Genomic DNA, 14,119 nt, shown 5'->3' with positions numbered 1-14,119 from the left:
AGATTTTTAGAAATCCAATACCACAAAACGGACTTTCTTTTTTTGTAAAATCTATATAAAATGAAGTTGAATTAAAATCCCTTGCAAAATGAAAATAGTTACTATAAATACAGAAAAAATTCAAAATATTTTTGAAGAACTACATACTAATTTAGGCGGTAAAGTAACTTTTGATTTAGACGAATACACGCTCGAAACGAACAATAGTTTTGCAAAAGGATCTATAATTGGTGCTTCATTCAATGATAATATTTCGTACGTTGAGTTCGATATGACTTTTGCTGCAGATGTTCGAATGGATATTGTAAATCCTATCGAATCACCGGTTTATTTTGCCTATTGCTCTAAAGGAAGTTTGTCACATAGTTTTGGCACTACTGGCGAAGAACGAAAATTTAAAACATTTCAGACCGCGATTGTCACCTCAAAGAAAAATCAGGATAATGTGCTGTTTTTTGAAAAAGATAAAAACACAAAATTTACCTTAATAATCGTAGGAACTCATGTTTTGCATCAGGATCCTGCCAACTCATTAAACCAAAAAGTAAAAGAAACATTCTTCGAAAACAATACCGTTCAGGATTTCTTTTACGTAGGTTCTTATAACTTAAAAATAGCCGAAAAAATCGAACAGTTAAATGCCGTTACACAAACCGGAATTGTTAGAAATCTTTTAAAAGAAGGCATTTTAAGAATTATCCTGGCAATGGAAATTCAGCAACATACTGACGATTTATGCATGAATGCCAAAGATACCAATTGCTTGACGTTGCGTGAAATGGAGGAAATCAAAGAACTTTCTGAAGCCATCAAAGCCAATCCAGAAGAAGCTTTTACGATTAAATCGTTAAGCAAAAAATCAGGTTTGTCGCCAAATAAATTGCAGGAAGGTTTTAAACTCATACACAACAGAACGGTAAACGACTACATTACCCACATGCGCGTGCTGAAAGCCGAAATCTTAATTAGAACTTCTGATCTCAATATATCCGAAATCGTTTATTGCATTGGTTTTACCAGCAGAAGCTATTTCTCAAAAATATTCAAACAAAAATTCAATTGCAGCCCAAAAGAATATAAATTCAATTTGAATCCTTTGGCTATAACAGCTTGATTAAAAGCTGCTAAGTTACTAAGGTTCTGAGTTGCTAAGTTTTTTTGCTTGCAAATATTTAGATAAGACGTACATAATGTGTGTCTTTTTTTTGTGTTCATAATTTTCTTCAGGAGCTATTTTCTGCTATCCGCTTGTATCTTTTCCTGGCTAAAGGAGCCAGAAAAAGGATACCGCTTCTATCAGGGCTAGCGCATTCGTTTTCATAACATGTTTTTTTCTAGGAAAGACGAACTATTGTGCGTCTCTACAAAATAACTTTGTTGTTTTGCACTTGTATCAGCAGGGCTAATGCATTCGTTTTCATAAGATATTTGGAATTTTTTTTAAAAAAAACTTAGATTCTTAGCAACTTAGAACCTTAGTATCTAAAAAATATATACATTTGCATAACTAGTTATGTAATTAATTATATATGGAATTTTTTGACAAAGTAGGTAAAGTGGCTTTAGGAAGTCGCTTACGTTTAATGACGGCCATTATCACAGATGATGCAGCCAAAATATATGAGTCTTATGGGATGACTTTTATGCCAAAGTGGTTTCCTGTATTTTATACGCTCATGGATGAAAGGGAAATAACAATTACCGAAATCGCTAATGAAATTGGTCATTCGCAACCCTCTGTAAGTAAAATTGTTCAGGAAATGATTGCTGTAGGATTGGTAGAAGAAAGCCTGAAAAGCAACGATAAACGCAGAAACATTGTAGGTCTCACCAAACAGGGATGGGAATTTTCGAAAGAACTAAAACTGCAATTACAAGATGTTGAAGCCGCTGTTGACAGCTTAATAACAGAATCTAAACACAATCTTTGGGCAGCCCTCGAAGAATGGGAATTTTTACTGGAACAAAAAAGCTTGCTTAAAAGAGTAACCGAAGCGAAGAAAAAGCGTGAAAGTCACGATGTGCAAATCGTAGCATTCGAACCTCAATATCTTGACGCTTTCAAATCCCTAAACGTAGAATGGATTTCGACTTACTTCGAAATGGAAGAAGCGGATTATAAAGCGCTGGATAATCCTGAAGAATATATCTTAAACAAAGGAGGGAAAATTTTTGTGGCTTTGTACCGCAATGAACCCGTTGGAGTTTGCGCTCTCATCAAAATGAAGGATTCAAATTATGATTTTGAAATGGCAAAAATGGCAGTTTCTCCAAAAGCACAAGGAAAAAACATTGGATTTTTATTAGGTCAGGCCATCGTAAAAAGCGCCAAAGAATTAGGAGCAAACATCATATATCTGGAAAGTAATACGATCTTGAAACCTGCCATTAATTTGTATTATAAACTGGGTTTCCAGCGTGTATACGGTTTGGCAACACCTTATAAGCGTTGTAATATTCAGATGGAGTTAAAAATCTAGGTTCAAAGTGACAAAGTAACAAAGGTTCAGAGAAATAAAGGCTGAAAAGTTTAAACCTTTGTCCCTCTGAACCTTTGGGCCTTTGTACCTTATTTATCTCCCAAAACGATAATACTCTAAATCCTGATTCTTCTTATTATTAATAGAATCCATAATAGAGTTCATGCCTATAACGCTAAAGGTGATGCCGTTTCCGCCAAAGCCGAGGACGTAATGTTCGTTTTTGTTTGGGTCGGGTTTTCCAAAGTAGGGTAGGCCGTCTTTTGTTTCTCCAAAAGTTCCTGCCCAGGAATAATCAATTTTGAAATTGATATTGGGGAATTTTTTCTTGAAATGTCGTAATAGATATTGTTCTTTTTTAGGCAATAGTTTATCACGTTTTTTAGCATCTTTAAAATCTTCATCGCCGCCACCCATGATAATTCTGTTATCTGGGGTCACTCTAAAATACAAGTAAGGCGAAGAAGTATCCCAAAAAATAGCGTTTTTAAAAGCCGTTGGTAAAACTTCCAGATTTTCGGATGCAATGACAAACGTACTTTTTAAGTCTACCACTTTTTCGGTTAATGTTTCGGTGCTTTCATAACCGCTGCAATGAATGATATGTTCTGCGGTGATTGTAAATTTATTTTCGGTATGCGCTATCGATTTTGACTTTTGATTTTGTATGGACGTAATATTGGTACGGTCAAAAATCTGCATTCCCTTTTTTTTGCAGTAATGCAGTAAATCATTCGCAAGTTTGTAAGGATCCATTACGGCTGCAGTTTTAGATTCAATGGCTGCAATAGCATTTAAGCCCATTTTCTCTAAATCCCATCGTTCGAGCCAGTTCACATCAAATCCGTGTTCTTTACGGCATTTAAATTCGTTCTTTAAAAACGGAATATCTTTTTTTAAGGAACAGTAATAAATGCTTTTTTTAAACTCAAACTGACACTCGCTTTTTATGGTATCTATAATGGTACGCAAATCAAAGATGGCTTTTTTACCATTGGTGTAACTGTCTACAGCACATTCGGTTCCTCTGATTTTTATGAGTTCATGCAGCGAAACGTCGATTTCGTATTGCAGCAAAGCTGTACTTGCGGCAGTACTTCCGTTTGCAACGTCGCGTCGGTCAACAAGTATTACTTTTTTGCCTTCGGAGATTAATTTATAAGCGATTAAAGCTCCGGTAATTCCTCCGCCAATAATTAGAATCTCAGTAGAAAGATCGGCATCTATAGACGGATAACTGTATTTCATGGCGCTTTTTAAGGGCCAAAAAGTTTCAGAGGAACGTAGTTTCATTTTTTGGTTATATTTCGGGTACGTAATTTAGTTCTGTTTTTGTCTTTTCTTTCGTGTTGTTCAGAGGCTTCTGCAATAGAATGGGAACTTCTTATGCTTTCGTCCTCTTTGGCCAATTCACTCAGTTTATGATAGTATTTTTGTACAATGATCATTTCTTCTTCGGTCATACTTTCAATATCTACCAGACTATTACTGGAATATTCGTTGGATGCCACCAATTCGTTTAACTTTAATTGAATGGCAAGCGAATCTTTATTTTGTGCCTTCTGAATAAGAAAAACCATCAGGAAAGTAATAATTGTTGTTCCGGTATTGATAACTAGCTGCCAGGTTTCTGAGTAATCAAAAATGGGTCCCGAAACGGCCCAGACTACTACAAGTAAAAAGGCACCAATAAAAGCGGTTGTACTTCCTGCGGCTTTAGAAACATGAGTCGCGAACTTTTCGAAAGCACTGGTCTTGTTTTGTTTTTTAGTTTTCATTTGAATTTAACTTTTACGTTTACTTGCTTTTTCTTTCCGAACAACTTTATTGTGTTTTTCATCATAAATGGCTTCATAAATTTTTTGACCGGTTTTACTAAAGATTTTAATTTTAGGATCTTCATGCGTTCCGGTAATAACAATAGGAAATCCTATGATACCAAAAGGAGGCAAACCTAATCGCATGCGTAAATCTAAAAGTCCGTCGAAACTTGTGGTTCCTTTTATTGTAGGTCTAAAACTGGCGACACTAAAAGTGAAGCTTTCTATATGAATTAAATTACGATCGATAGTTGAGTTGATTTCGATTCCTTTTAAGTTAGGATCATCAAGGCCTTTTTGTCCGGTTTGTGAACTAATGCCGTCAAATAATTTTAATCCTTTGACTTTTACATCGCGTAAATTCAGTTTTCCACCACCTTGAAGAGAAGCATAAATCGGACTCATATTGCCGTCTAAATCGCCTTTTACTTTATAATCTACAGATATAATTCCTTGTGCTTTTTCTGCCGCTGTAACCATATCATGAAACATCGGGATTTCTTTGTAAGCGCGTTGTACACTAAAATCCTTAGCTGTAAAATGTGCATCAAAATGTGCTGATGTTGGCGATTCGTCTTTATAAGTTGCATTGATTCCTACTAAACAATCGATAATATTAAAATTGGCATTTTCTAAATAAAACCCCTCTTTTGTCATTCCGACTTTACCAGTAAGTTTGTTTAAAACCAATCCGTTGTATTCTACTTTATCCGCATTTGCCGTAAGGGCAACATTTAAGTTTTTAGGCACAATAACAACGCCGCTCATTTTTGGATGATCTTCTTTGGCATATTCTACTTCGATATTTCGATCCGTATTTTCGCCTTTTTTAAGCGCCATAAATTCATCCACATTAATCAGTTTTGATTTCATGTTAAAGTTTCCGCTCAAAGTTCCGTGCGATTCCAGAAAATAATTAATGGTATTAAGTAAATATCCGTTTATGGCAAAATCTGATTTTCCGTAAGTCGCGTCAAATCTTTCAAACCACATTTTCTCGTTCTGAAAACGGAAGTTTCCTTGTTTGATAAAAAAGGATTTTGGGAAAAGTTCTGATGTTGCTTTGATATTTTTTAAAATAATAGTTCCGCGATTATCCAGTTTGTCATATTGCCCTTTGGTCGCATAACTTTGTTTTCCTTTAAGTGAAAGATCGGCTTTGGCATAACCCGTAACATCAAGTCCTTTTTGAGAGAAAACCTGATAAATTCGTCCCACATTAAGTTCTCCTTTTATTTTAGCATTATAAGCCAAATCACTAAAATCAGATAATGTAGCATTTACATACATTGGATTTCCTTCAAAAACAAAAGAAGCAGGAGCCACGGCCACAATTAAATCCTGAAAAGTTCCGGCTTTGTTGAGCACATTGGCCACAAACGTAATGTCTTTAATAGGGTTAGGATACGAGTCGGTTTTTAGCCAGCCGTTGTGCAAAGCAATTCCGCCAATTGTTTTAGGGAATAGTTTTTTCGAAGTACTAAAAATTCCTTTTGCCTGAATATTTGTTTTTAAAGTTCCTTTAAGATCGATACTGCTTAATCCTAACGCGGCATCAACTGTAGCAAGATCTAATGCGCCTTTTACGCTTGCATCAACGGTCATTTCGTTAAACCCTTTGCTGCGTAAATAAGCGGTGAAATAATCCTTTTCGCCTACTTTAAATTTAAAGGTTTGAAGATTTATCAATAATTTTTCGATATCTAATGAAGGTAAAACAGCATTTAGATTCATTTGAAAATCAGTAAGAGGAGCAGGGGCATTTTGATAATTTATGGCGCCTTTGTCGATTTTTAAATTAAAAGCCAAATCTGGTTTTTGTTTTTTGGCAACATTATAATCTCCTTTAAAAGTAAAAAGTAAATCACTATTTCCTGAGATTTCGGTTTCGTTCATCCAGGTTAAATATTCGGGAGGCATTACAGAAAATAAATCTTTTAAGGTTGTATTTTCAGATGCTGCTTTGATATTTATTTTATATCCTTCTCTTAGAATGGTAAATAAACCCGTGAATTTCAATGGTAATTTATTGATTCTTAACTCATTTTTTTGAAGAATAAACGAAAGGGCATGCGTGTTGATTCTGGTAATTAAATCAGCACGAACTTCTTTTTTTCTAAGATAAGCCGTTCTGTCGTAATAGAAATCGACATTGTCAATTCGGGCATCGGTATTTAAATCAAAAATATCTTCGCTAAGATTTCCTTTTCCTATATAATTAAAACCTTTTGCATCGACCAGAATTTTAGCCGAACGGTCGTTGTATTTTACGTGACAATCTTTTAGGTCAATTCGTTCCAATCTAATGGCTGTTCCTTCTTCAGGAGCGTTAGGATCATTTGGTTTTTTGTCACGATCTTCGGGAGCAACATAAATATTATAATTGGCTTGCCCTTTTTGGTTGACCATTATATTGATTAAAGCTTTAGAAACGTAGAGTTTATTAATTTTTACTTCATTATCAAAAATTAATCTTTTTAAGTTGATACCAAAAGCGACTTGCTCTGCTTTCAATAAAGTATCATTGCTAAACGGCGCTGATCCTGTTAGAGACAAATCATCAAGTGAAACGGTTAAAGAAGGGAAGTGTGTAAAAAACGAAAGTCTGGATTTCGAAAAATCCAGTTTAGTATCCAATCGTTCGTTAGCGATTTTTTTTACTTCTGTAGCAACAGTTCCGGGAAATAGCAATGGTATCAAAAACAGTAATAGCAAGATACTTGCTATTACTATTCCTGTTACTTTTAAGATTTTCAGGCTTATATTTTTATATGAAGTTTTCATAGTATTTTAATTTATTCCATAGAGAATGCATGGATCGATTTTAAAATAGGGCTCATAGCATTGTAAACAAAAAGAGTAGTTTTATTTTCCTTTTTCGGCTTTTTTGGCGTCTTCCGCTTTTTGTTTTTCCAATTTTTCTTTCTCTTCTTTGGCTTTGTCGGCTTTTTCTTTTTCAGCTTTAGCCTTTTCTTTTTCTGCCTTTTCCGCTTTCTCTTTGTCTTCTTTTGCTTTTTCTTCTTTAGCTTTTTGCGCTTTTTCCTGTTGCTCTTCTTTTTGCTCTTTTAATTCTTCTTTTTTCTTTTCTTTCTCTTTTTCTTTTTTCTTGAAGTATCCTTTAAGCAGGAAATTGCTTTTTGCAGCTTCCATATTTTCGCTAAAGCCTTTTGTACCTGATTCTAAGTTAGAAAGTGTATTTGAAACGCTGTTTGCCATTTTATCATCACGAACTAATCGTGCCAAAGCTCCATTTCCGTTATTCATACTATGGCTAAAAATGGCCAATTCATCTGTTATTACAGCAGCATTGTCAACACTTTTCTTTACGCTTTTCATTAAATCCTGCATCTCGATTCCGTTTACAGAAGCAATTGCGCCATTGTTTTCTATTACTTTGGTAGATTTAACTCCCGGAGAAATCGTTAAGACTTTATCTCCCATTAATCCGTCAGAACCAATACTTGCACGGGCATCTGTTTTAATAAATTCGCGAACTTCATCCTTAATGACCATTCTTACCACAACCGATGAATCATTTATTAATTGAATTTCTTCGACCGTTCCGATATTAATTCCTGAAAAACGAACATTATTTCCCACCTCCAAACCACTAACAGTTTTAAACTGAGATGTGATGTTGAATGTCGAACCAAAAAGATTTTTTTGTTTACCAATAAAGTAAATTGCCATTATAAAAAGCAATAAACCTATTGTTACAAACATTCCTAATTTCCAAGTATATCCAGATTGCTTATCCATGATTTCTAATTATTTGTTTTTAGTATTATTGAAAAAAAGAACGTACCCATTCGTCTTCGTCTTTTTCTAGTTCTTCGTATGTTCCTTCGGCATGTATTACTCCGTCTTTCAAAACCATAATGCGGTCTGCTGTAAGTTTGGCGCAAGCCATATCGTGAGTAATAATGATCGATGTTGTTTTTCGTTTGTGTTTGATATCGAGAATTAATTCGCTGATCTCTCGCGATGTTATCGTATCTAATCCGGTTGTTGGTTCATCGTATAAAATGATTTCCGGTTTAAGGATTAAGGTTCTCGCCAGACCAATTCGCTTTTGCATACCTCCGGATAGTTCAGATGGCATTTTATCAATTGCATCACTCAATCCTACATTATCAAGAGCTTCCATTACTTCACTTTCCACTTCCTCGGCGCTTAAATCTCGTTTGTGTTTTTTTAATGTAAAAGCCAGATTTTCGCGAACCGACATTGAATCGTACAAAGCGCCACTTTGAAATAAAAATCCAATTCTGACTCTAATTTCATTCAGTTCCGGTTTTGTTAGGTTCAGTACATTTTCGTCAAAAACTTTTATTTCGCCCTGATCAGGTTCAATTAAACCTACAATACATTTTATAGTAACTGATTTTCCAGATCCTGAACGTCCTAAGATCACTAAATCCTCGCCTTTGTTTACTGTAAGATTTACACCTTGCAGGACTTTGTTGTCTTTACCAAAGGTTTTATGCAAGTCTTTAATCACAATAATAGGATCTTGCTTTTTGGTTTTAGCAGCTTTATCTTTTTCTATATTTTCTTTTTCCTTAATCATCTTAAAAAAATAAATCGGTTATTTGAACAGCCACCATATCAATAATAAAAATGGTTAACGAAGCAGTAACAACAGCTGAATTCGCTGCTTTACCAACACTTTCAGTTCCGTTAGAAGCATTAAAGCCTTTATAACATCCAATCATTCCGATAAAAAATCCAAAGAAGAATGTTTTGATGGTTGCGGGAATTAAATCCAGAAATTCAAGCGATTGCAGGATTTGTGTCAGATAACGGTAAAAATTGACATCACCGTGAATATTGATACCTACGTATCCGCCTATGATACCAATTGCATCAGCAAAGAATACTAATATAGGCACCATTAGCGTACAGGCTAAGATTCTGGTTACGACCAAATAGTTATAAGGATTGATGGCAGAAACTTCCATGGCATCAATTTGTTCAGTTACTTTCATCGAACCTAATTCGGCACCAATTCCTGATGAAATTTTTCCTGCGCAAATTAAAGCTGTAATTACCGGAGCAATTTCTCTAATTAAAGAAAGAGCCACCATACCCGGCAACCAGGATTCAGCTCCAAATTTTACTAAGGTTGGCCTGGATTGTAATGTAAGTACTAAACCCATGATAAAGCCTGTTATCGCTACCAGCGGTAAAGATTTATAGCCAATAACATAACATTGTTTCAAAAACTCTTTTGTTTCATAAGGCGGAACAAGTACCTCCTTAAAAAACTGCTTTGCAAACACTGTTGCGTTTCCTATTTCCGTGAATGTATTTTTTAGAGTAAGTATCAAAATACTATGTTTTTAAGTTAAAGCTAATGCATGAAAATCAATGGTTTAAAAGGTTGTATACCCCTTGATTATTATAACTTAAAATTACTTTAGAAGTACGGAAAAAATCTTACACAACTTTTTTAGAAGTTTATATAATTAACATAATCAAACACAATAAATAGAATAAAGTAACGTTGTCCCCGAAATGTTAAAAAACAAAAACTCCCTTTGTGAAAAGGGAGTTTTAGGGTTCAATAGTATATTTAGTTAGAAATATAGTGTCAATCAATTATGAGTTAATGGCAATTCCGGTTTTGGCTTTCATAAGCGGAATTACTTTTATTTCTGATAATTTAAGATTTTCCATTAATAATCTTGCAGTTAAAAAGCAAACTGTAGATTCAGCGCCCTGATTTAGGTTTACGTTATCTTTTTCGAGTCCGTCGTAACCACCGCCGCTTATCGGATTATACATAATTTGCCCAAGGTGATTTTTTCCTAGAAACCAATTAAAGGCCATCTTCATTTTTTGTTTGTATTCTGGTGTACCAAAGGCACTATAAAATGAATTTAATGTATGAATCGTGTAGGCAACATCTATAGGTTGTTCTCCATATTCGTGAACTTGTTCTTGTGAATCTCTGTGCAACCATCCATTGTTTGAAATTACTTTGAAGTTTTTATCCTTAAACATTTTCGACATTAAAAAGTCAAGAGAGTCTAAAGCTACTTTTTTGTAAATAGGTTTATTGGTCGTTAAAAAAGCAAAAAGCATAGATTCCGGTAAAATTCCGTTTCCGTAAGTCATGTAATTTTCAAACCATTTCCAATCGTGGGAAGCGTGAATTTCATAATTAGAAAGCAATTTAGCGTTCAGTTTATTGATAATTGCTGCTACATATAAGTTAGGAACAGCAGTGTGATATAAATACAAACCTTTTGTTGCAAAACCAATAGAACGTGGCGATTGAATACTCTCTGCCCATTTTAATGAATTCAGTAAACATTGAGAAGCTTTTTTTACAATGGCCTCAGGTAAAATTTCTTTGTTGGCCACTACAGTTCCTAAAGCCCAGATCGCTCTTGCATTCGAATCTTCCAGATTTACTTCGGCATTTTGCTCAATATGTTCGCGGTTTTCCTGATCGACATAATTGATAAAGTTGCCTTTTGGCTGTTGACAACGAAGGATAAAGTCTAAATAAATTAAAATATAAGCTAAATCTTCTTTGTCCTGAGTAAGTTTATAATGCATACAAACGGCAATTAAAGCGCGTGCATTATCATCTAATGTATATCCTGATTCTAAGTCCGGTATCGAAATTTTACTAAACTGAATAATTCCTAAATCAGTAGTCATTCTTTTGATGTGTCCTAACTGAATAGATGGATACGTGTATTTTATTTCTGCAGGATTTTCGATTAATTCCTTGTAAGTATCCATGTGAGTAATGGCTACATTTTCCCAGGATGACGCTCTGGTTTTTCTAAAAGCGTTGATTCCCATTTCTTCTCTTAGATGATCATCTGAAAGTAGTTTGATCGCTGCATCTGCAAATTGATCTACCTCTCCGATATCTACTAATATTCCTGAATCAGGAGTTAAAACTTCTAATGTATGTGGAATTTTCGAAGCTACAATCGGACAAGCACAGCTCATAGCATAGGCAAAAGTGCCGCTCACTGCCTGATTAGGATCTTTAGAAGTAAACAGATAAATATCTGCTGCTTTTAAGTAATCTAAAAGTTCATTCGTATCTAAATATTCATTTACAAAACGAACGTGATCTTGCAGGTTTAAATCGGCAACAATACCTTCAAGTTTATCGCGGTACGCATCAACGCCATCGATAATTAAATTAGGATGTGTTTTGCCTATAATTAAGTAAAGCGCATTTGGTGTATTTTCTATGATTTTTGGAAGCGCTTTTAAGCCTGTTTCAATATTTTTACCTTCTCCTAAAAGACCAAATGTAGCAAGTACTTTGCGATCCTGAATGTTGAATTTTTCTTTGGCTTGTTGTGGAGCTTCATAAATAACGATATGAGTTCCGTGTGGCACGCAAGTAATAATATCTTCGTCGATGTCATAATCTCTCATCAAAATTTCTTTTGATTTATTAGTCATCACGAAAACCGAATTGCTGTAAGAAAGCAACAGTTTTACAAATGTTTTTAATTCCTTATTTGGATTCTGAATTACACTATGAAAGGTATAGGTTAAAGGTTTTTTAACTTCATTCAAAAAATCTAATAAATAGTCTCCGTAATTTCCATCAAACAAACCAAATTCATGCTGAATATGTACCAGTTTTACCGCCTTATCTTTATTAATTTCAAGAGCAACCTTTGTATATTCCTCTTTATTTTTTGTGTTTAAAGTATAAGCTTGCGTAGGATTTGCTTTTGGTTCTTTTACCAATTCGCATATTTCGCAGGTAATCGATTTACCAAAAACATCGGTAATTCCTTTAATGGTATCTTGTGTATAAGTTGCGATTCCGCATTGTGTTGGTGGAAATGTAGATAGAAAAACTATTTTTGATTTATTTGATATCGTTTTCATTGGGATTCTTTTTTAGTTCAGTTAATAAGTCTTTTTTGGTACCTATAAGACTATGAATTTAGCCGTCTCTGAGCTACTTTCATATCTTTTAAAATATTTATCTAAAATTACCTTAAGCCCAAAGGCCTTATTGATCCAATCGATCAAAAAATTAACTCAAAAGCGTTTATGTGGGAATTCTATAACGAAAAGGGGGAATTATAAAAGTAAGTCAAAATTTTGATTTATAGATAATTGCAATGTTATTTTAACGTTTATAAATGTAGTTTTTTGTAAGAATCTTGTTTAGTGTACAGTCGCAGTCGCGGTTTACAGTCTCAGTCTCAGTCTCAGTCTCAGTCTCAGTCACAGTCACAGTCACAGTCACAGTCACAGTACATAGTAAAACCTATAGACTGCAAACTGCGACTGCGACTGAAAACCGTGATTGTAAACTGAGACTGAAAACTGCGACTGAAAACTGCGACTGAAAACTGAAACTAAATATCAACGAAATGCATAAAACTTTCTGGTAACAGACGCAATTGGAAGTCCGATGCAGAAAATCAAAATTAGTATTGATAATATTAGAGGAAAATCGAAGTGTTTTTCCGGTAAGAGAAGAAATGTAATAGGAAGGACAATAAGATTCATAATGATCCAAACAAAAATGCCGTATAAAACTCCGGAAAGGATAAGATTCTTTTTTAGAAAAGGAAAATAAGGATAGATAATAAAATAGGACCCGGCAAAAATAAAAGCAATCAGGTAATGAAGTCCAAGTCCGAACCATGCCATTTGCGGTCCTCCGGTATAGGCTTCTTTTTTAAAAACGCCGCTTGCAATAGATTGAAGAATTTTTATGGCAGTTGTTTTTTCGAGTACAACAGCATAAATAATAACTGCGGCAAGAATATCAAGTGTTCCTGCAATTAATCCTGATAAAAAAATAGTTCCTGATTTTGATTTCATTTAGATAATTATTGCGTGATAATAATTTATAATGTTGTGATATAATTTGAAATTTTTTGAAGCTGATGCGTATGCCTTTGCGAATGTACAAGAGCAAAATTAATCCACTCGTAAGTGGTGAAATTCTCGAAACCCGGAACCTGAAAATCCAGACAAGTCAGTGTTAAATCATTATTTTCGGCTGCGTTTAATAAGTCAGATTCTATTTTGAGCAACGATAAAGTTAACGCATTTTTATTATAATTTTTTGCCTCTGGTTTTAAGAAGTCTGGAGCGTCCATTTTGGTATTGAAGTTCAAAAATATTCCTTCGAGTTCTTTTACATGTTCGTCGTACTTGCGAATGGTAGGTTTTGTATTTCCTGCAAATAATTCAGGATATCCGGAATTGCCCAGAATGATATGCTGCACAACTTGTCCGGGCGTCCAGCTTCCTTTAAACGGAACAGTATTGATCTCTTCATCAGAAAAAGAGGAAAGGGTTTCGTTTAATTTTTTAAAGGTTTCAACAATATCTCTTTGAAGTGCTGTTTTCATTTTGTTGATTTTTAAAATTAAAAAAATTAGGTAGTAATAGAGGTAATCCACCAAACGTTACCAAAAGCATCCGTTACGCCGCAGGTTCTGCCGTATTCTTTATCGCTTAATTCCATTAAACTGGTGGCCCCATTTTCTAATGCTTTTGCATAAGTTTCGTCGGCATTAGCAACATAAACAAATAAGTTTGCCGTTTGGCTCGACCAGTCTTTACTTGCGTTGGTAACCATAATGGTGCTATCATTGAGTATGATTTCGGCATGTCTTATAGTTCCGTCGTCGTGCAAAACTGGTTTTATAACATCTTTTGCCCCGAAAACTGTCTTGGTAAAATCGATAAAATCTGATGCCCCTTTTAGAATTAAATAAGGCATAATGGTTTGATGTCCTGAAGGTAAATTCATGATTTTGGGTTTGTAATTAGTATTATAAAATTACAATTTTAAATTTAATA

The 14,119-nt window shown here is 34.5% G+C and carries 12 protein-coding genes; 2 read left to right on the top strand and 10 right to left on the bottom strand.

The window, feature by feature from the left end:
• The first annotated feature begins 88 nt into the window (after nt 1-88).
• Nucleotides 89-1,114: a helix-turn-helix domain-containing protein gene (locus L0669_RS19435; protein WP_263759524.1), complete on the top strand. Its 1,026-nt coding sequence runs from the start codon at nt 89-91 to the stop codon at nt 1,112-1,114.
• 415 nt (nt 1,115-1,529) lie between these two features.
• Nucleotides 1,530-2,480 carry a bifunctional helix-turn-helix transcriptional regulator/GNAT family N-acetyltransferase gene (locus tag L0669_RS19430; protein ID WP_263759523.1) on the top strand — a complete coding sequence of 317 codons (951 nt, stop codon included), beginning with the start codon at nt 1,530-1,532 and terminating at the stop codon, nt 2,478-2,480.
• Nucleotides 2,481-2,573: 93 nt separating this feature from the next.
• On the opposite strand, the gene L0669_RS19425 is transcribed toward L0669_RS19430, so the two are convergent.
• The 10 genes from L0669_RS19425 to L0669_RS19380 all read right to left on the bottom strand — a co-directional run bounded on the left by L0669_RS19425 (nt 2,574) and on the right by L0669_RS19380 (nt 14,069).
• Nucleotides 2,574-3,773, bottom strand: a complete 1,200-nt coding sequence (locus L0669_RS19425) for an NAD(P)/FAD-dependent oxidoreductase (protein WP_263759522.1) — start codon at nt 3,771-3,773, stop codon at nt 2,574-2,576.
• Nucleotides 3,770-4,258 carry a low affinity iron permease family protein gene (locus tag L0669_RS19420; RefSeq protein ID WP_263759520.1) on the bottom strand — a complete coding sequence of 163 codons (489 nt, stop codon included), beginning with the start codon at nt 4,256-4,258 and terminating at the stop codon, nt 3,770-3,772. Before L0669_RS19420 ends, L0669_RS19425 begins: the two co-directional genes overlap by 4 nt.
• Before the next feature lie 6 nt (nt 4,259-4,264).
• On the bottom strand, nt 4,265-7,084 hold the full coding sequence (locus L0669_RS19415; RefSeq protein ID WP_263759519.1) for an AsmA family protein: 2,820 nt from the start codon (nt 7,082-7,084) through the stop codon (nt 4,265-4,267).
• 81 nt (nt 7,085-7,165) lie between these two features.
• Entirely contained in the window at nt 7,166-8,059 is an 894-nt protein-coding gene (locus L0669_RS19410) for an MlaD family protein (protein WP_263759517.1), read from the bottom strand.
• A 25-nt stretch (nt 8,060-8,084) separates the two neighbouring features.
• Nucleotides 8,085-8,870, bottom strand: a complete 786-nt coding sequence (locus L0669_RS19405; RefSeq protein ID WP_173970003.1) for an ABC transporter ATP-binding protein — start codon at nt 8,868-8,870, stop codon at nt 8,085-8,087.
• Between the two features lies 1 nt (nt 8,871).
• Nucleotides 8,872-9,630: an MlaE family ABC transporter permease gene (locus L0669_RS19400; protein WP_173970004.1), complete on the bottom strand. Its 759-nt coding sequence runs from the start codon at nt 9,628-9,630 to the stop codon at nt 8,872-8,874.
• A gap of 271 nt (nt 9,631-9,901) precedes the next feature.
• Nucleotides 9,902-12,178 carry a glycosyltransferase gene (locus L0669_RS19395; RefSeq protein ID WP_263759516.1) on the bottom strand — a complete coding sequence of 759 codons (2,277 nt, stop codon included), beginning with the start codon at nt 12,176-12,178 and terminating at the stop codon, nt 9,902-9,904.
• 486 nt (nt 12,179-12,664) lie between these two features.
• Nucleotides 12,665-13,129 (bottom strand): DUF1440 domain-containing protein, encoded by a 465-nt coding sequence (locus tag L0669_RS19390; protein WP_263759515.1) that lies wholly within the window; start codon nt 13,127-13,129, stop codon nt 12,665-12,667.
• A 26-nt stretch (nt 13,130-13,155) separates the two neighbouring features.
• Nucleotides 13,156-13,665 (bottom strand): DinB family protein, encoded by a 510-nt coding sequence (locus L0669_RS19385; RefSeq protein WP_263759514.1) that lies wholly within the window; start codon nt 13,663-13,665, stop codon nt 13,156-13,158.
• Nucleotides 13,666-13,691: 26 nt separating this feature from the next.
• Complete coding sequence (locus L0669_RS19380) at nt 13,692-14,069, bottom strand: VOC family protein (RefSeq protein ID WP_263759513.1); 378 nt, start codon at nt 14,067-14,069, stop codon at nt 13,692-13,694.
• Nucleotides 14,070-14,119: the final 50 nt, after the last annotated feature.

The sequence above is a fragment of the Flavobacterium bizetiae genome, from assembly GCF_024271895.1.
Lineage (GTDB): Bacteria > Bacteroidota > Bacteroidia > Flavobacteriales > Flavobacteriaceae > Flavobacterium > Flavobacterium bizetiae.
The sequence above is the reverse complement of the archived record's forward strand: the minus strand, read 5'-3'. Positions and strand labels throughout refer to the sequence as shown.